This is a genomic window from Massilia suwonensis (genome assembly GCF_042655665.1).
GTDB classification, from domain to species: domain Bacteria; phylum Pseudomonadota; class Gammaproteobacteria; order Burkholderiales; family Burkholderiaceae_D; genus Telluria; species Telluria suwonensis.
In genome coordinates this window covers 882,742-901,381 of the sequence record NZ_JBHSMR010000013.1, presented here as the reverse complement: position 1 = coordinate 901,381, position 18,640 = coordinate 882,742, and the positions used below count along the sequence as shown (strand labels likewise).

Here is an 18,640-nt window from a genome sequence, read left to right as displayed (position 1 = left end):
TTAGGTAATCCAACGCCTGATAGCCGGGGGACGCTTTCCCCGGCACTTTCCTGTGCCAGGAAAATTTAAGGGAAGACAATGATACGCGTTGCCATTTGTGACGACCACCAGATAGTTCGAGCAGGTTTCAAACAGATTTTCTCCTCGTCCGGCGATTTCGAAGTCGTCGCTGAAGGCGCCACCGGCCGCGAGGCGCTGGACATCGCCCGTCGCGAAATTTGCGACGTGCTGCTGCTCGACATCGCCATGCCCGACCAGAGCGGGATCGACATTCTGCGTACCATCCGCCAGGGCCAGCCGAACCTGCCGGTGCTGATTCTCTCCGGCTACCCGGCACAACAGTACGCACTGAACCTGTTCAAGATGGGCGCCAACGGCTACCTGAACAAGGAGTGCGACGCCGACGAACTCAAGACCGCGGTGCGTACTGTGTTCCAGGGCCGCCGCTACGTGAGCTCGACCGTCGGCGAACTGCTGGCGCAAAGCTTCGACCGCGATCCGAATACGGCCCTGCACACCGAGCTGTCGGACCGCGAATTCCAGGTGTTCCTGCGCTTGGCCAAGGGCGCGACCGTGTCCGATATCGGCAACGCGCTGTCGCTCTCGATCAAGACCGTGTCCACCTACCGGACCCGCATCATGGAAAAGATGGGCCTGCAGTCGAACAGCGACCTGACCTATTACGCGATGAAAAACAACCTGCTCGACTGAGCAGTTCGCGGGCGCCGCCTGGCGCCTGCCCTTGCCGGATGACCGGCAACGCGGGTTTGCCGCAGTGCAATAAGTAGTGCATCAAAAGTCGGCGTACATCCTTGCCAAAGCGTCAGTTGGCGCGGCGGCAAGGAGTCTTGTCCGCAAGTACATTCTGTCTCATCCCTTCAACTCGGCCTCATTGCTGCGCTGCATTAAAGTCCGTCTGCGACTATAATCAGTGCGATCCGGCAAGTTGCGCGAAAGGAACCCGCAGATGTACTTTTCCACCGATCCCCTTCCGAAACACACGCGCTCCCTCCCTCTGTACAAGACGCTGCTGTGCTTCGCCTGCGTGGCGATCCTGCTCGTGAACGGTATTTTTCTGCTGCGTAACCTGGACGGCCTGAAGGCAGCAAATTCGCTGCAAGACCAGACCACCAAAGTCACCGACGAGCTGCAGCATTTGAACCTGCTTGTCACCGATGCCGAAAGCAATCTGCGGGGCTATTTCCTCTCCGATTCGCCCAGCTACCTGGGCAGTGTGCAGGGCGCGCCGGTCCAGATTGACCAGCAATTGCGCAAGCTTAGCGTGCTGCTGGCCGACAACCCCTCGCAGCAAAAGAACCTGGCCCAGCTGCGCACGCTCGTCGAGCGCCAGCTGCGCATGATGAACGAAGCCCTCACCATCTATCGCGATGGTGGCCTGAAGGAAATCCTCACCATTACCGGCGCGCCCAGCGAAGGCGACAGCGACGAGATCCGCCTGCAGGTCGTGATCATGCTGAGCGAACAAAACGAATTGCTGAACGCGCGCAGCGCCGCCTTTTACGGCCAGTACCGGCATGCGGTGATCCTGGGCATGGGCATCAATGCCGCCGCGATCGTCGTGCTGCTGCTGTTCTACCAGCTGGTGCAGCGCAGCTTCACCGCCCGGGCGCGCGCCGAGCACGCCTTGCAGCTGGCCAACGAACAGCTCGAATCGACGGTGGCGCGCCGCACCGAGCAATTGTCCGTGCTGTCGCGCCACCTGATCCACGTGTCGGAAGAAGAGAAGTCGAAACTGGCGCGCGAGCTGCACGACGAGATGGGCGCCAACCTGACCGCCATCGGCCTCGACCTCGCCAGCCTCAGCGAACAACTGCGCGCCAGCCGGCCGGACCTGGCGCCGATGCTGGCGCGCGCCCGTGCGACCCTGGTCGACACGGTGCAATTGAAGCGCCGCATCGTCGAGGACCTGCGCCCGAGCCTGCTCGACAACCTGGGCCTCGCCGCCGCCCTGCAAAGCTATTGCGAGGATTACGCCCGGGTCACGGGGCTGGACTGCGACGTGTTGATCGACGGCGAAGTCGACTCGGCCGGCCCCATGCATGCGATCGCGTTGTTCCGTATCGTGCAGGAGTCGCTCAACAACATCGCCAAGTATGCGCAGGCGCGCAGCGTGATCGTACACCTGGCGCGCGAGGACGATGCCCTGGCGCTCGAGGTGACGGACGACGGCATCGGCATCGCGCCGGATGCGCTCACCCGTTCCAAGTCGCATGGCTTGCTGGGCATGCGCGAGCGCGCCTTGCTGCTGGGCGGCAAACTCGATGTCGAAGCGGGGGTGAATGGGGTGGGGACTTGCGTGCGGGCCCGGATTCCGGCGCCGGCCGCAGCGACGGCCCATATTGCCTTGATGCCGCCGAGCCCATCGCCGGTCCTGCCGGCGGTGGGGAACGACGATCTGGGAAGGTTTGCTGCCTGAAATTCGTATTGCTTCGTGATGCGTTGGGGTGATGCGGGCGGGCGTTGAACGCGTGGGCGGCGTTTAGGCCGCCATCATTCAAGCGCCAGGGTGGAGCCGTCCACCTTACGATCAGCGTGCCACGTCCATCAGCAGGCGGTCATACTCGGTCTTGGCGACCTTGTAGCATTCGCCCGCATACTCTTCCAGGCCTGCACGGTCGAGCACGGTGATGTTGCCGCGGCGGTACTGGATCAGGCCTTCATCCTGCAGCTTGCCGGCGGCGGCCGTGATGCTTTCGCGGCGTACGCCCAGCATGATGGAGATGAGTTCCTGGGTCACTTTCAGCTCGTTGCCTGGCGAACGGTCCAGGCGGTCGAGCAGCCAGCGGCACAGTTTCTGTTCGATCGAGCTGTGGCGGCCGCCGACGGCGTTCTGGGCCATCTGGGCGAACAGGGCGTTGGTGTAGCGCATCAAGAGCTGGGGCAGGGCGCCGCCGCGGTTGAAGGCATCGCGCAGGTATTGCGTCTTCAGGCGGTAGCCGTAGCCGGCGCTCTGCACCACGGCGCTGCACATGGCGCGCTCGCCCATGAAGAGCGACACGCCGACCACGCCTTCGTGGCCGACCACGGCGATCTCGGTAGTGGCGCCGTCTTCCATCACATACAGCAGCGACACGATTGAAGTCGTCGGGAAATACACGTATTCCAATTTGCTGCCATACTCAAACAGTTCCTTACCGAATGGCATAGGAACCAGTTCCAGGTGCTCGAACAGGGTTTCCAGGTCTTGGCGGGGGAGGGCTGCCAGCAGTTCGTTTTGCTGGGTGCCGCTGAAACTGACAACTGGACGGGACGCCGCTTTGATATCCTCTTTGGTCGAAAGAAGCTGGTTGACCGATTGTGCTTTTTGCGTGACACCACCGAGTTGAGCGTTGTTCATTTTCTGTCCTCTTATCTAACGTACTGCATGGAGTGCGACTCTTGGGAGACTGTGACTTAGTTGACAAGTTCTCAATCGCGATGTGTGTACGATAATGGTTCCGTCTGTTGCCGAACATAAGATTAGGGGTTGCCCCCATGTAGGCTGTATGCATGGTGTCGTGTCAGTCCAGTCCTACTGGGAAAGATGCTGAAAATCAGGCTTTTTCCGGGGCTTTTCTTCTCAAAAAGCAACTTTTTCCGCATAATGGCCGAGTCTTCAGCCATTTTTCCACTGTCCAGCGCATGCATGTCCTACTCGTCGAAGACGACGCCGTCCTTGCCGACGGCCTGACCCGCACCCTGCAGGGTCACGGCATGCAGGTCGAACTGGCCGGCGACGGCCTCCAGGCCGACCTGCAGTTGCAGCGCAATCCCCCGCAAGTCGCCGTGCTCGACATCGGCCTGCCCGGCATCGACGGCTTCGAAGTCGTGCGCCGCCTGCGTGCGCGCGGCGACACCACCCCGGTCCTGCTGCTGACCGCGCGCGACGCCGTCGAAGACCGGGTGCGCGGCCTCGAGACCGGGGCCGACGACTACCTGGTAAAACCCTTTGCCACCCCGGAACTGGTGGCGCGCATCCGCGCGCTGGGCCGCAGGAATGCACCCAAGACAGGCGTTCTCACGCTCGGCAATCTGGTGTTCGACTCCGGCGCGCGCCGCGCACGCATCGGCGATCGTCCGCTCGAGCTGTCGGCACGTGAATGGGCGGTGCTCGAATACCTGCTGCAGCAGGCCGGGCGGGTCGTCTCCAAGCAGCAGATCATCGACACCATCGCGCCCTGGGGCGAAGACCTGACCCTGAACGCGGTCGAAGTCTATGTTTCGCGCCTGCGCCTGAAACTCGAAGGCGCCGGTCTCGCCCTGCGCACCATCCGCGGTTTCGGCTACCTGCTGGAAGCGGCGCCGGCCGCATGAGCGGCATTCCCAGCATTCGGCTGCGGCTGCTGAAATGGCTGGTCGGGCCGATCCTGGTCGTCAACCTGGGCGCCGCCGCCCTCACTTACCTGCTGGCCTGGACGCCGGCCCAGCTCGCTTTCGACGAAGGCCTGCGCCAGGATGCGTCGGCGCTGGCCGCGCGCGTGCGCAGCGGCGGGGCGGGCGCTATGGGGACGGTCGCGCCCGACAACGGCGCGGGCGAAGCGAGCTGGGCCGCCTTGCACGATGGCGCCGGGCGCCTGCTGGCAGGCGCGCCGCAGCTGGCGGCGCCGCCACGCACGGGCCTGCTCGACGCGCGCCTCGACGGCGAGCCGGTGCGGGTCGCGGTGGCGGAGGCGGGCGGGGGCATGCGCGTCAGCCTGGCGCGCACCACGCGCGCGCGCCAGGGCGTGCAGGCGGCCATCGTGCGCTCGCTGGTGCTGCTCGAAGTGCTGTTCAGCCTGGCGCTGGTGGGCCTGGTCTGGTTCTCGGTCGGGAATGGCCTGTCGCCGCTGGCGCGCCTGCGCGCGCGGCTCGATGCGCGCGGCAGCGCCGACCTCGCGCCGCTCATCGATGCCGGCATGCCGCGCGAGCTGCTGCCCGTGGTCGGCGCCTTCAATGCCTTGCTGGGCCGGATCGACGCCGGCGCCCGTGCCCAGGACGAGTTCCGCGCCAACGTCGCGCACCAGCTGCGCACGCCGCTGGCCGGGCTGCGCCTGCAGCTCGAATGGCTGGCGGCGCGCCACGCGGACGATCCCGAGACGTGCCGCTCGCTCGAGCTGATGCTGGGCGCGAACGAGCGCATGATCCGGCAAACCAACCAGCTGCTCTCGCTCGAGCGCGCCGAGCCGAACCGCTTTGCCCGCGCGCGCCTGGCGCCGCTCGACCTGTCCGACCTGGTGGCCGAGAGCATCCAGGCCTTCGTCGAACAGGCCGCCAGCCGCGACATCGACCTCGGCTTCGAGCTGGCCCCGGCGCAAGTAGAAGGCGACCGCTTCCTGCTGCGCGACCTGGTCGACAACCTGGTCGACAACGCCCTGCGCTACACCCCGCGCGGCGGCCGCGTGACGGTCGGTTGCGCCGCGCTGGGGGGCGGCGGCAGCGTGCTGCGCATCGAAGACAACGGTCCCGGCATCCCCCCGCATTTGCGCGACCAGGTGTTCGAGCGCTTCGTGCGCCTGGACGAGGGCACCCACGGCAGCGGCCTGGGTCTCGCCATCGTGCGCGACATCGCCAGCCTGCACGGCGCCGAGCTGACACTGCTCGATGCCGAGGGCGGCGGGGCGGTGTTCACGGTCGCGTTTCCCTGAGCACGCCGGCCGGGGATTCCTGTTGACGCGTTCATGCGTCTGCGCGATAGTCATCAGTAGACCGGACGGCATGGCCTGACACGGCCGCCTGTCCAGCCCGCATGCGAACCTGCCAGGAGCCGGACCATGAGCGACGAGTCGACACCCCAGGCGCAGGCGCCGCATGCCATGCCCCTATGCGACATGGTGATGGAAGGCGGCGTGACCAGCGGCGTCATCTATCCGAAGGCGGTCGTCGAGCTGGCCGCCACCTTCCGCCTCAAGAACATCGGCGGCACCTCGGTCGGCGCGCTGGCGGCGGCGGTCGCGGCCGCGGCTGAAGTGGGAAGGGTGCGCGACCCGGCCGCCGACCCCGGTTTCAAGCGCCTGGCCAGCCTGCCGGACGAGCTGCAGGCCGCCGGCTTCTCGCGCCCGAACGCCACCCGGCTGTTCGACCTGTTCCAGCCCGAGCCGGCCACGCGGCCCCTGTTCAACCTCCTCGCTTCCGGCCTCAACCTGAAAGGCAAGAAACTGCTGGGCAGGCTGCTGCTGGCCATCATCCCGAACTTCGGCCTGGCCTTCGGCGGCAGCGTCGTGCTGGTGCTGGCCGGCCTGTATCTGCTCGGGCTGGCGAGCGGCGCCGGCTGGCTCGCCGCCGTCCTGCTCAGCCTCCTGTGCGGGATCGGCGCGGTCGGCTTCGCGATCTGGCGCGTGGCGACGGGGCCGCTTGTGAAGAACGGCTTCGGCCTGTGCACCGGTTATGTGCCCGGCAGCGAGCGCATGGCGCCCTGCGATCCGCGCGAACCCCTGACGCTCTGGCTGTCCAGGCTCATCAACGAATGCGCGGGGAAGGCGGCGGACGGCGATCCGCTCACCTTCGGCGAGCTGTGGCGCCCGACCGACGACGCGCGTTCCGATCCGCCCGACTGGCTGCAGGCGGCGGGCACGCGCGCCTGGCGCTACGTCGACCTGCAGGTGATGTCGACCAATGTCACCCATAGCCGGCCCTACCGCTTCCCGAGCGAAGACCGCGACCAGGCCCTGTTCTTCAAGCCTGCGGAACTGGCGGCCTGGTTCCCGCCGAACGTGATCGAACACATGGTGCGCAGTGCCCCCGACTACGCCGCCCAGCCCCACGAGGCCCACCCCGCCACGCTGCCGCAAGGCATGCTGATGCTGCCGGCCGCGCGCGACTTGCCGGTCGTGTTCGCGGCGCGCCTGAGCCTGAGTTTCCCCGTCCTGCTGAGCGCCGTCCCGCTGTACGCGGTCGATTTCGAGGAGCCGCACCATGCCCGGCGCAGCTTCGAACGCTGCTGGTTTTCCGACGGCGGCATCTGTTCGAATTTCCCCATTCACCTGTTCGATGCCCCGCTGCCCCTGTGGCCCACCTTCGGCATCAAGCTGGAAGCCGAGCGCAAGCACCGCCCGATCGGCGCCACGCCCGAGACGGCGGACAACCGCTGGTTCCTGCCGGACCGCAACGACGAGGGCAGGGGAGACAGCTTCCTGCGCTTCGACGAGCGCGCCTCGGGGGCGGGCCGGCTAGCCGGATTCGGGCTCGGCATCCTGAACGCCGCGCGCCACTGGCAGAACCACATGCTGGTGCGAGCGCCAGGCGTGCGCGACCGCGTGGTCCGGGTCTACCTGAAAAAGGACGAGGGCGGCCTGAACCTCAACATGCCGCCACCGGTCCTGGATGAACTGACGCGCGCCGGACAACAAGGCGCCGCCATGCTGGCCAGGCAGTTTGCGCCCGGCAGTAGCGACAGGATGAATTTCGATAACCACCGTGCGGTGCGCCTGCAGAACCTGACCGGGGTCATCGAAAAGGACCTGGCGAACTTCCACCGCGCGCTCGAGGCCGCGGTGCCCGGCGCCCGGCCCTGGCAGGCGCTGGTCTCCACCAGGGCGGCCCGCGGCGAGACGGATGCGGCCGCGCAGGAGCGGCAGCAGAAGATCGCACTGCTGGTCGAACAGTTGCGCGTGCTGTCGCAGGCGGCGGCCCACCAGCCCGGGGTCTTGCAGGCACAGGCGCTGCGCCGGGTGCCGGTGATCCGGATCGTGCCGGATATCTGAACGGCTTGACTGCTGCACCCGCTCGCCCACTCATTGTCAGCTTCCCGTCAGCATTTCCTCAGGGTAATGCAAGCTTCCTGCGGTATTATTCTCCCAAGGCAACTTTTCTTTCTGGCGCGATGCTTCCCAGCGGCGCGTCCCACCTTCGGGAACCGACATGAAACCTCAGGCTGGCTTCACGCTCATCGAACTCATGATCACGGTCGCCATCATCGGCATCCTGTCCGCGATCGCCGTGCCGACCTATGGCAGCTACGTCCTGCGCACGCGCCTGACCGACGCCTATTCCGGCCTGGCGGGCGTGCAGCCGGCGCTCGAGCAGCACTGGTCCAACACGAATTCCTATAGCGGCTTCGCGAATCTGCCGGCAAATTCCGACAACTTCACCTACAAGCTCGAGAGCGCGACCGACAGCGCCTACACCATCAGCGCGACCGGCAAGAACGCCACCTCGGGCTTCGTGTTCACGATCGACCAGAACGGCCAGCGCGCCACCACGAGCGTGCCGACCGGCTGGGCCACGAGCACCAGATGCTGGGTGCGCGACAAGAGCGGCCAGTGTAGCCAATGAGGCCGATCCGCATGCGCATGCTCGTCGCCCGCGGCTTCACCTTGCTCGAAGCCCTGATCGCGCTGGCGATCCTCGGCGTCGTGCTGTCGGTCGGCATGCCGCGCATGGCCGACTGGATCTACGCCAGCAAGGTCGCCGCCGCCGGCCAGTTCTACGCCGAGGCCTTCGCACTGGCGCGCAACCAGGCCCTGACCCAGAACGGCGTCAGCCGCCTGGTTTTCAGCAAGAACGCGGGCAACGGCCAGTACGACTGGCAGATCGACCTCTGCTTCCCGCGCTCGGACGAACCCTGCAACGACATCAGCCCCAACTGGTCGAGCGCGGCCAATCCCGCCACCCGCGATCCGCTCGGCGCCAAGGGTTTCAAGTCGCTGCAGCGCAGCGCCGAAGCCCTGCCGCCGGCCGCCGACCTGGTTCCGGCGCTCGGACCAGAAGGCGCGAATGCCGTCTATTTCACGCCGGTAGGCTGGGTCGACCCGGCCATCGGCCCGCGCATCGAGCGCATCGCACTCACCCCCGGCACCAAGCGCGCCGCCGCGGCGCGCCCGCTCGCCGTGGTGCTGACCATGGCCGGCAATGCCATCCGCTGCAATCCGCTGGCCGCCGCCGGCGATCTACAAAGGTGCCCGCCATGATGCTGCGTCCCATGCCGCGCCGCCAGGAAGGCGTCGCCCTGTTAGAGGCGCTGCTGGCCGCCGTGCTGCTCGCGATCGGCCTGCTCGGCACCATCGGCCTGCAGGCGCGCGCCTACTCGGCGCTGTCGGAAGCGAGCATGCGCGCTGAGGCGACGATCGCCGCCGAACGCCTGCTCGGCGTGATGACGGCCGATTCCGAGCGCCTGTCCGACTACAAGCTCGACAGCGGCGGCAGCCCCGGCGCGCGCCTCGCGCCCTGGTACGACGCCACCCGCAAGAGCATCCCGGGCGCGAAAGTGACGGTCACGGTCGTACCCGGCAGCGCCGGCGGCGCCGCCGCCGTGACGGTCGCGATCAGCTGGCAGCGCAAGACCGGCGAGCCGGCCAACACGCACACCGTGCGCGGCTACATCTAGGAGCGGCCATGCGATTGTCCAGCAACCGCTCGCGGGGCTTTTCGGTGGTCGAACTGCTGGTCAGCGTGGCCATCGGCCTGCTGGCGCTGGTCTTCGCCACGCGCCTGATCACCGGTTCCGAACAGAGCAAGCAGTCGGCGCTGGGCAGCTCGGACTCGATGCAGAACGGGATGCTGGCGATGTTCTCGATCAGTAACGACGCCCAGCAGGCCGGCTTCGGCCTGAATGACCCGATCATCATCGGCTGCAATACCCGCTTCAGCGACAGGGAGGGCTACGAGCTGGCCGGCGCGACGCGCGGCGCCGCCACCGTGCACCCGCTGGCGCCGGCCGTCATCGAATCGAACGGCAGCGCGCCCGACGTCATCAGCCTGTATGCCGGCAGCTCGCCGACCGGTACCGGCACGCTGCGCCTGGTGACCGATTACTTCGGCGGCACCCGCCTGAACGTCGACCGGCTGCCGTCCTACGGCTTCGCCATGGGCGACGTCGTCGTCGTGGCCCCGGAAAAGCGCGGCGGCGACTGCGCGCTGGCCCAGCTCTCGGCGCAGCCGGGCGCCGCGGCCTCGGTCACGGTCGGCGGCACCAGCTTCCGCTTCAACTCGGGCGAACTGGGCCTCAATTTCAAGGGCGGCAAGACACGCATCTTCAACCTCGGGCCGGCCAAGACCCTGTCGCTGCACACCTGGTCGGTCGCCAACGGCTTCCTGCGCCTGCGCTCGACCGACATGGCCGGCTCAAGCGCGACCCCGGCCACGGTGGCCGACAACATCGTCTCGATCAAGGCGCAGTACGGCTTCGATACCCGCACCGGCTCGGCGTTCGAGAACCGCAAGGGCCTGGGCATCATGCGCTGGTCGACCCAGATGATCAACGCCGACGGCGAGGGCGAGACCGGCGACGCGGGCGATTACGAACACGTGTCGGCGCTGCGCATCGCCGTCGTCGCGCGCAGCAAGACGCGCGAACGTCCTGTCAACGGCGCCGCCTGCAGCACGACCGTCAACAAGCCGGTCGTCTTCGCCAGCAAGGAGCCGGAAGGCGTGACCCCGGTCCCGATGACGGTCGACGTGGCGGTGGCGGGGGAGACCGTGGACTGGCGCTGCTACAGCTACCGCGTATTCGAAACCGTCGTCCCGCTGCGCAACGCGGGTTGGAATCCATGATGAAGCCTGCCATGACCAAGCCTTCCACGCGCCAGGCCGGCATCGCCTTGCCGGTGATGCTGGTGATCCTGCTGGTGATGCTCATCTCCAGCATCTACCTGCTCAAGTCGAGCAACACGACCACGCTCACGGCCTCGAACCTGGCCTACGACGCGGCCCAGAGCCATGCGGTCGACCACGGCCTGAACGAGGCCTTCAAGTGGCTGGCCGCGACCTCGTCCTCGCCCGCCAGTCGGTCGCGCCTGAACACGAACCAGCCGGGCGCCGGCTACGTCGCCACCTATGTCCCGGCCGAAGGCGTGCGCAATCCCGATTTCTGGAACGGCTCCGCGGTCGTGACCGTGGGCGGCCAGCGCATCCAGTACGTGATCCACCGCATGTGCCTGCAGCAGCGCGCGTACAACGACGACAACGTGTGCGTCCAGACCAGCGCCAACCCGTTCGCCACGGGCGCCACGCTGGCGCCGGGGTCGAGCATGGTGGTCACGACCCCGAACTACAACGGGGTCCCGCGCGTTCACTACCAGGTCACGGCGCGCATGGATGGCGCGCGCGGCGGCAACGTGGTCAACCAGATGATGGTGCTGATCGGCGGCTGACCGCGCCGCGCACCGAACCCAGGGCCCTGGCGGCCGATAGAATGGAATTACGCATGGATCGCCTTATGAACCGCTTCTTCTCGCTGCTCGTGTTTGCGCTGCTGGCCCCTGGCGCGCAGGCCGCGCCGACCGCCATCGCCCAGCTGCCGCTGCTGAACATCACCGGTACCGGCACGGTCAAGCCGAACCTGATGCTCCTGTACGATAACTCGGGCTCGATGACGAGCACCTTCACGCCCGACTACGTCGACGACACCAGCACCTGCCGTTCGCGCGCGACGATGAGCGGCGGTACCAAGGCCTGCCGCATCGGCGACCCGCCGTTCGCCAGCGCCGACTTCAACAAGCAGTACTACAACCCGAAGGTGCGCTACCTGCCGCCGGTGACCAGCGCCGGCCTGTCCTTCGACTCGATGACGCGCGCGAACACGAGCACCTGGACCTCGGTCACGACCGACGGCTTCAACATCAACAACACCGACCTGCTCGGCAATAACGTCGACAAGACCAACCTGGCCACGGGCTTTCCGGACCTGCGCTGGTGCGACGGCAGCGGCAACTGCAGCGCCAACACCAGCGGCTACGCCTATCCGAACGACGTGCGCTATACGGCGCAGAGCTTCACCGCGAACCCCTACTACTACACCATCAACGTCGCCGAATACTGCACCGACAGCACGCTGACCAACTGCCGCGTCACCGCCGTCAACGCCCCGGCGCCGGCCGGCTACCCGATACCTGCGCGCGTGCGCTGGTGCGACAGCCGCGCGCTCACCAACTGCCAGGCCAAGTACGTCGGCAACTTCAAGTATCCGCGCTTCTCCGACCCGAACCGCAATCCCGACTGGTTCGGCACCATCAGCATCGGCGCATCGAGCACGAGCACCTCGATGAAGATCGACAGCGTCTCGGTGGTCGAGCCGAACGGCACCTTCGTGCTGACCAACACGGCCGTCACCGCCAGCAACGGCACCGGCACGGCGGCCAGGCAGGCGGCGCTGGCGAACAGCCTGGCCGCATCGATCATCGCCAGGACCGGACTCGCCGCCCAGTACACCGCCTGCGTGAAAACGCCGAGCGTGACCGGCGTGCCGGCCTGCTCGAGCTTCGGCATCACCCTCGAGAGCAACAGCGTGGTGGCGGTGGTGCCGATCAACTGCCCGGCCAATACCACCAGCAAGGCGGTCGGTCCCTGCACCCTGGCCAACGACGGCAGCCGCGCCGGGCGCGACCTGATCGTCGCCTCTGGCAGCTCGGTCACCGCGCTGCTGAGCATCGGCGGCAGCACCAATCCGAACAAGACCCAGGTACTGGGCGGCCTGACCCTGGGCGGCACCCAGCTCTTTTCCAGCAGCCTGAGCTTCTCGCGCGGCGTCAACGCCAGCGCCGTGGCGACCGCGATCAAGAACAAGATCGGCACCAACGGCAGCATCAAGGCCTACATCGGCGGCACCAGCAACACCACGCCCCTGTGCGAAGCGGCGGGCAGCAACACCGTCTGCCTGGTCACCACCGCGCTCGACGCGGAAGGGGACAACATCGCCCTCGGTTCGCTCTCGAACAACACCGCCAGCAAGACCACCTACCTGAGCTTCGGCGCCAGCGCGGCCGCCGCCGACGGCGTGCCGACCGACGTCACGCCGCTGGGCGCCTCGGTGTTCGTCCGCACCGACATCGTCTCGACCCGCACCAGCTATCCGAAGGTGCCGGCGCGCAGCGACTGCGCCGGCTCGACCTGCACCTACGACGAGGAGATGACCAACTTCGCCAACTGGTACGCCTACTACAAGACCCGCAACCAGATGATGAAGACGGCGGTCGGCCAGGCCTTCCAGCCGATCGGCAACAACTACAACGTCGGCATCGTGTCGCTGTCGGTCGCGGCCGCCGAGGGCGCGATGAAGGCGCCCAAGCCCTTCGAGGGCTCGGCCCGCAGCAGCTGGTACAGCTCCCTGTACGGCATGTCGACCAGCGGCTCGACCCCGATCCGCCAGGCCCTGCACGCGATCGGCAAGATGTACGCCAACCGTTCGCCCTACAACTACAGCGCCGGCAACGAGGTGATCCAGTTCCCCTGCCAGCAGAACTTCACCTTCGTCACCACCGACGGCTACTGGAACGGCGCCGCCGCCGCCGACGTCGTCAACAACGACAACGTCGAGAGCGCGTCGCGCTTCTGCTCGCGCGCCAAGGGCTGCGTCGATCCGAGCGCGCAATCCCTGAACTCGCTGGCCGACGTCGCCCTCTACTGGTACAACGGCGGCTCGAACGACAAGCTGGCCTCGCTGCGCAGTTCGCTCGAGAACTGGAACGAACGCGACGGCCTGGTGGCGGCAGCCGCCGGCGAGAACACGCGCCTGCACATGAACACCTACGCGCTCGGCCTGGGCGTGGACGGCATCATGAACTACGAGCCGAAATACGATACCGCGCCGATCCCGGGCGGCGACTTCCACAAGCTGATCACGGGCGTCGCGACCGGATGCCCGTGGAACGGCGGCGGCGCCTACGTCTGGCCGAACCCGATCACCGGCGAGGAATCCGGCAGCGCCGCCTACCAGTCGCGCGTCGACGACCTGTGGCACGCGGCCATCAACGGCCACGGCAAGTACTTCAGCGCCTCCGATCCGCTGCAGGTGATCGACGGCCTGCGCTCGGCCCTGTCCAACATCGAAGTCAAGATCGGCGCCGCCGCCGCGGCCGCGACCTCGACCCCGAACGTATCGCAGTCCGACAACGACATCTTTGCCGCCACCTTCACCACGGTGCGCTGGTATGGCGAGCTGCAGGACCAGAAGATCGACATCCTCAGCGGCGCGGTCCTGCCCGGCGTGACCTGGAATTCGTCCGACATCGTCGGACGCAAGGTGAGCGCGTCCAGCGACACGCGCCGCATCCTGATGCTCGACGTCGAGAACGGCGGCCTGAAGAATTTCGTCTTCAGCGACATGACAGCGGCCGAGCAGGACTGGTTCCGCAACAAGTGCAGCCTGCTGGCGCAGTGCCCGACCCTGAGCACGGCCGAGCGCAAGACCGTCGACGACGGCGCCACCATCGTCAACTGGCTGCGCGGCCAGCAGCAGTATGCCAACGACAGCGTGCTGCGTGCCTATACCAAGACGTCGAACATCCCGGCGGGCCTGACGGCGCCGCTGCCGATCGTGCTGGGCGATATCGCCTCGTCCAAGCCGGCCTACCAGCGCGAGTCGCGCAAGGCCTATACCGACAGCAGCTACTTCGATTTCCAGGAAGAGAACCAGGACCGCCAGGCGGCCGTGTTCGTGGGCGCCAACGACGGCATGCTGCACGCCTTCGACGCCACGACCGGCGAGGAACTGTGGGCCTACGCGCCGCGCATCACGATGAAGAAGCTGTATGCCCAGGCCAGCACCACGTATTCGACCAGCCACCAGTACACGGTCGACGGCTCGCCTGAAGTCGCGGACGTGAAGATCGGCGACAAATGGCGTTCGGTGCTGGTCAGCGGCCTGAATGCCGGCGGGCGCGGCTACTTCGCGCTGGACATCACCGACCCGAACGACCCGCAGGCGCTGTGGGAACTGTGCGCCGACCCGGCCGTCTGCAGCGGCATCAACTACGACGCCGACATCGGCCTGAGCTTCGGCGCCGCGCAGATCGGCACCTGGAAGGACAGCGCCGACGTCACCCACTGGGTGGCCTTCCTGTCCTCGGGTTATAACAACATCCCCGGCACCGACGGCGTCAATGGCGGCAACGGCAAGGGATATATCTATGTGGTCGACATCGCCACCGGACGCGTGCTCGCGAAGGTCGGCACCGGTTCGGGCGACGCCACGACGCCTTCGGGTCTGGCGCGCATCTCGGCCATTTCCGAGAACCCGCAGACCGACCCGCTGGTGACCTATGTCTACGGCGGCGACAACCTCGGCCAGATGTGGCGCTTCGACTTCACCGACAAGAGCGCCGCCAAGGTGCTGAAGATGGGCGACGCCGGCGTCAAGCAGCCGATCACGACCCGTCCGGAAGTGACGATGTGCCGCCAGAGCGGCGTGGCCGCCGACGGCACCGAAACCAACACCGTGCACCGCGTCGTCGCCTTCGGCACCGGCCGCCTGCTCGACCTGACCGACATCGGCAACGTCGACGTCCAGAGCGCCTACGTGCTCAAGGATTCGGGCACGGCGATCAGCGCCGCCCAGTGGCGCTCGTCCACGATGGCGCGCCAGAGCCTGGCGAAGATCGCGGGCACCAGCACGGCCTATTCGATCAACGGCGTGAAGATCGACCTGAACACGCAGCAGGGCTGGTACCTCGACTTCAACCAGAACGGCGGCGAGCGCGTCAACCTCGATCCCCAGCTCTTCTTCGGCACGCTGAACATGGTGACCAACCTGCCGAGTTCCTCGTCGAGCTGCAAGGTGGGCGGCACCAGTAACATCTACCAGCTCAACGTCTGCACCGGCGAACCGCTGATCTCGGTCACGGTCGACAGCAGCACCGGCGACAGCACGACTGCAATGGCTGCCGGCATGACCCTGTCCAACTCGGCGGTGGTGGTCGGTGCGACCGTGATTACCACCTCGAACGGCAATGGCGGTGCGATCTTCGTCGATGCCACCGGCAAGAAGCAGTACGGAAGCGTGCCCACTGCCGAGTCGCCGGCCGCGATGCGCGCGGGCTGGCGCCGCGTGCGCGAGTAAGCGATCGCGATCCACCGCCGCGCGGCCCGGCCGGAGCAGGGATGCTCCCGCCGGGCCGCATTCAATTCACACGGCCGGCCCGGGAATCGGTAAAATCGAGGGTTTTCTTCATCTGGGCCACTGGGGCTCGACTATGTCCAACGATCCTGACATCCTCGCAACAGACGACACGGCCGACGCAGGCGCTCCTGCAGTGAGCCGCGCGCCTGCGGCCATCGCTCGCGAAGTGGCGCGCCGCCGCACCTTCGGCATCATTTCCCACCCCGACGCGGGTAAAACCACGCTGACCGAGAAGCTGCTGCTGTTCTCGGGCGCGATCCAGCTCGCCGGTACCGTCAAGGGCCGCAAGAGCGGCCGCCATGCCACCTCCGACTGGATGGACATCGAGAAGCAGCGCGGCATTTCGGTCGCCTCCTCGGTGATGCAGTTCGAGTTCCGCGACCACGTCATCAACCTGCTCGACACGCCGGGCCACCAGGACTTCTCGGAAGACACCTACCGCGTGCTGACCGCCGTCGACTCGGCCCTGATGGTGATCGACGCGGCCAAGGGCGTCGAGGCGCAGACGATCAAGCTGCTCGACGTCTGCCGCATGCGCAATACGCCGATCGTCACCTTCATGAACAAGCTGGACCGCGAAACGCGCGACCCGCTGGAACTGCTGGACGAACTCGAATCGGTGCTGAAGATCGAATGCGCGCCGGTGACCTGGCCGATCGGCATGGGCAAGAACTTCCGCGGCGTCTACCACCTGCTGAACGACACCATCATGCTGTTCAAGGCCGGCGAAGAGAAAGCCGACGGCGCCTTCGAGATCATCAAGGGCATCGACAACCCGAAGCTGGCCGAGATGTTCCCGCTCGAGATCGAGCAGCTCAAGATGGAAGTGGAGCTGGTGCACGGCGCCAGCCACCCCTTCGACCTCGAGCGCTTCCTGGCCGGCATCCAGACCCCGGTCTTCTTCGGCTCGGCGATCAACAACTTCGGCGTGCGCGAGATCCTCTCGGCGCTGGTCGACTGGGCCCCGGGCCCGCGCGAGCGCGACGCCACCGTGCGTTCCGTGAAGCCGGAAGAGCCGAAGTTCACGGGCTTCGTGTTCAAGATCCAGGCCAACATGGACCCGGCCCACCGCGACCGCATCGCTTTCCTGCGCGTGTGCTCGGGACGCTTCGACAAGGGCATGAAAGTCAGGCACCTGCGCCTGGGCCGTGAGGTGAAACTGTCGTCGGTGGTGACCTTCATGGCCTCCTCGCGCGAGCAGGTGGAAGAAGCCTACGCGGGCGACATCATCGGCCTGCCGAACCACGGCAACATGCAGATCGGCGACAGCTTCTCGGAAGGCGAGATGCTGACCTTCACCGGCATCCCGTACTTCGCGCCGGACCTGTTCCGCACGGTGCGCATCCGCAATCCGCTGAAGATGAAGCAGCTGCACAAGGGCTTGCAGCAGCTGGGCGAGGAGGGCGCGGTGCAGGTGTTCAAGCCGGTGCTGGGTTCGGACCTGATCCTGGGCGCGGTCGGCGTGCTGCAGTTCGAGGTGGTGGCTAGCCGCCTGCTGAACGAGTACGGCGTCGATGCGGTGTTCGAATCGTCGAGCATCAGCAGCGCGCGCTGGGTGTCGAGCGACGACAAGAAGGCCTTGTCCGACTTCGAGACCCAGCTCGGCCACAACGTCGCCTACGACGCGGCCGGCAACCTGGCTTACCTGGCCACCTCCGGCGTCAATCTGCGCCTGACCCAGGAACGCTGGCCGAAGCTGACCTTCCACGCGACGCGCGAGCACGCGGCGAAGCTGGCGTAAGCCGGTTTTATCGCAAAGGGGCCGGCTGATTGCCGGCCTTTTTTATTGGCTTGCGGCCGTCTCGATCGCCCTGACGAGTTGATTGGCGACCGTGCCGTCGGGCTGGGTCACGCGCAGCTGGACCGGCAGCCAGCTTTTATCGGGCGCGAGCCATACTTCGACGCGCGCTTCGCCGGCCGGCGCCAGCCGCAGCAGATGCACGCTGGCCAGCTGGCCGACGGGCGTCCTCAGCTCCTCCTTGCCGACCACCTGCCAGCGCGCGATGCGCGCGCCGCCGCTGCCGGCCACCACGATGTCGACCGTGTCCTGCACCTGGTCGGGGTCGGCCAGGCCGATGCCGGACAGCTGCAGCAGCACCGAGGCGCGGTCCTGGCTGCCCTGGGTCAGCGCTTCGCTGGCGTTGAGGCCTTGTTCGATGCGGCCCTCGGCGCGGTTGAAACGGGTGATCTGCGCGCCGCCGGCGGGGCCGGCTTCGCTCGCCTCGTTCGGGGCGAGACCGGCGTCGTCCTCGCCGCCTGCGCTGGCCAGCTCGCCGAGCACGCCGTCCAGGCGCAGGCGGTAGGCGCCGCCGCTGCGCTCCCACACCAGTTCCGCCGGCTCGCCTTCAGCCGCAGGCCGTCCGGGGGCTGTGCGCGTGACCGCATAGGCCACGCGCGAAGACGGGGGCAGGTGCACGCGGTAGCGGCCGGGCATCTGGAGCGGGGCGAGGCCGGGTGCGGCGCTGGAGGAGGGCGCAGGGGTGCCGGGCGGCGTCTCGGAGGCAGGCAGCAGTGGCTGCATGGCGGGCAGTTCCGCGCGTGTCTCCGTTGAGGGCGGGGCAGGCGCCGAAGCCGGCGCATCCGGTGGCGGGGCCGTCGGTGCGGCTGCCGTTTTCCCTGACGGCGCGGCATCGTTGACCAGGCGCAGCGCGATCGGCGCACCGATGCGCGCGGGCGGCGGCGCGACGAGGGCATCGATCAGGGCAAGGGCAAGCAGGTGCAGCAGCAGGGAAAGCCCGCCGAGCGCTACCAGGCGCCGGTGCCGGGCCAGGTGGACGGCGATCATCATGGCGCTAGTGTGTCCGAGCCGTCTCGAATTGTCCACCTTCGGGA

14 protein-coding genes are annotated in these 18,640 nt (G+C 67.0%); 12 read left to right on the top strand and 2 right to left on the bottom strand.

The window, feature by feature from the left end:
• The first annotated feature begins 78 nt into the window (after positions 1-78).
• On the top strand, positions 79-711 hold the full coding sequence (locus ACFPQ5_RS11970) for a response regulator (RefSeq protein WP_056334485.1): 633 nt from the start codon (positions 79-81) through the stop codon (positions 709-711).
• Between the two features lie 256 nt (positions 712-967).
• Positions 968-2,437, top strand: a complete 1,470-nt coding sequence (locus ACFPQ5_RS11965) for a CHASE3 domain-containing protein (protein WP_379755473.1) — start codon at positions 968-970, stop codon at positions 2,435-2,437.
• Between the two features lie 111 nt (positions 2,438-2,548).
• Here ACFPQ5_RS11965 and ACFPQ5_RS11960 read toward each other — a convergent pair whose 3' ends face one another.
• Positions 2,549-3,358 carry a Crp/Fnr family transcriptional regulator gene (locus tag ACFPQ5_RS11960; protein WP_136221428.1) on the bottom strand — a complete coding sequence of 270 codons (810 nt, stop codon included), beginning with the start codon at positions 3,356-3,358 and terminating at the stop codon, positions 2,549-2,551.
• Positions 3,359-3,642: 284 nt separating this feature from the next.
• Here ACFPQ5_RS11960 and ACFPQ5_RS11955 point away from each other — a divergent pair, with 284 nt between their 5' ends.
• The 10 genes from ACFPQ5_RS11955 to ACFPQ5_RS11910 all read left to right on the top strand — a co-directional run bounded on the left by ACFPQ5_RS11955 (position 3,643) and on the right by ACFPQ5_RS11910 (position 17,549).
• Positions 3,643-4,314, top strand: coding sequence for a response regulator transcription factor (locus ACFPQ5_RS11955; RefSeq protein WP_379755470.1), 672 nt, complete (start codon positions 3,643-3,645; stop codon positions 4,312-4,314).
• The gene (locus ACFPQ5_RS11950; protein ID WP_379755467.1) at positions 4,311-5,624 is read left to right on the top strand and encodes a sensor histidine kinase; all 1,314 of its coding nucleotides are present in this window, start codon (positions 4,311-4,313) and stop codon (positions 5,622-5,624) included. Before ACFPQ5_RS11955 ends, ACFPQ5_RS11950 begins: the two co-directional genes overlap by 4 nt.
• A gap of 126 nt (positions 5,625-5,750) precedes the next feature.
• Positions 5,751-7,679, top strand: coding sequence for a patatin-like phospholipase domain-containing protein (locus tag ACFPQ5_RS11945; protein ID WP_379755464.1), 1,929 nt, complete (start codon positions 5,751-5,753; stop codon positions 7,677-7,679).
• A 157-nt stretch (positions 7,680-7,836) separates the two neighbouring features.
• The gene (locus ACFPQ5_RS11940) at positions 7,837-8,250 is read left to right on the top strand and encodes a type IV pilin protein (protein WP_379755462.1); all 414 of its coding nucleotides are present in this window, start codon (positions 7,837-7,839) and stop codon (positions 8,248-8,250) included.
• Positions 8,251-8,261: 11 nt separating this feature from the next.
• Complete coding sequence (locus ACFPQ5_RS11935; protein ID WP_379755459.1) at positions 8,262-8,885, top strand: pilus assembly FimT family protein; 624 nt, start codon at positions 8,262-8,264, stop codon at positions 8,883-8,885.
• Positions 8,882-9,301, top strand: a complete 420-nt coding sequence (locus ACFPQ5_RS11930; protein ID WP_379755456.1) for a hypothetical protein — start codon at positions 8,882-8,884, stop codon at positions 9,299-9,301. The genes ACFPQ5_RS11935 and ACFPQ5_RS11930 overlap by 4 nt, the downstream gene beginning before the upstream one ends.
• Positions 9,302-9,309: 8 nt before the next feature.
• Entirely contained in the window at positions 9,310-10,467 is a 1,158-nt protein-coding gene (locus ACFPQ5_RS11925; RefSeq protein WP_379755453.1) for a PilW family protein, read from the top strand.
• An 11-nt stretch (positions 10,468-10,478) separates the two neighbouring features.
• Complete coding sequence (locus ACFPQ5_RS11920) at positions 10,479-11,066, top strand: pilus assembly PilX family protein (protein ID WP_379755450.1); 588 nt, start codon at positions 10,479-10,481, stop codon at positions 11,064-11,066.
• A gap of 53 nt (positions 11,067-11,119) precedes the next feature.
• The gene (locus ACFPQ5_RS11915; protein ID WP_379755448.1) at positions 11,120-15,748 is read left to right on the top strand and encodes a pilus assembly protein; all 4,629 of its coding nucleotides are present in this window, start codon (positions 11,120-11,122) and stop codon (positions 15,746-15,748) included.
• A 133-nt stretch (positions 15,749-15,881) separates the two neighbouring features.
• On the top strand, positions 15,882-17,549 hold the full coding sequence (locus tag ACFPQ5_RS11910) for a peptide chain release factor 3 (RefSeq protein ID WP_379755445.1): 1,668 nt from the start codon (positions 15,882-15,884) through the stop codon (positions 17,547-17,549).
• A gap of 42 nt (positions 17,550-17,591) precedes the next feature.
• Here the strand turns inward: ACFPQ5_RS11910 and ACFPQ5_RS11905 are convergent, their stop codons facing one another.
• Entirely contained in the window at positions 17,592-18,596 is a 1,005-nt protein-coding gene (locus ACFPQ5_RS11905) for a DUF3108 domain-containing protein (RefSeq protein ID WP_379755442.1), read from the bottom strand.
• Positions 18,597-18,640 lie beyond the last annotated feature (44 nt).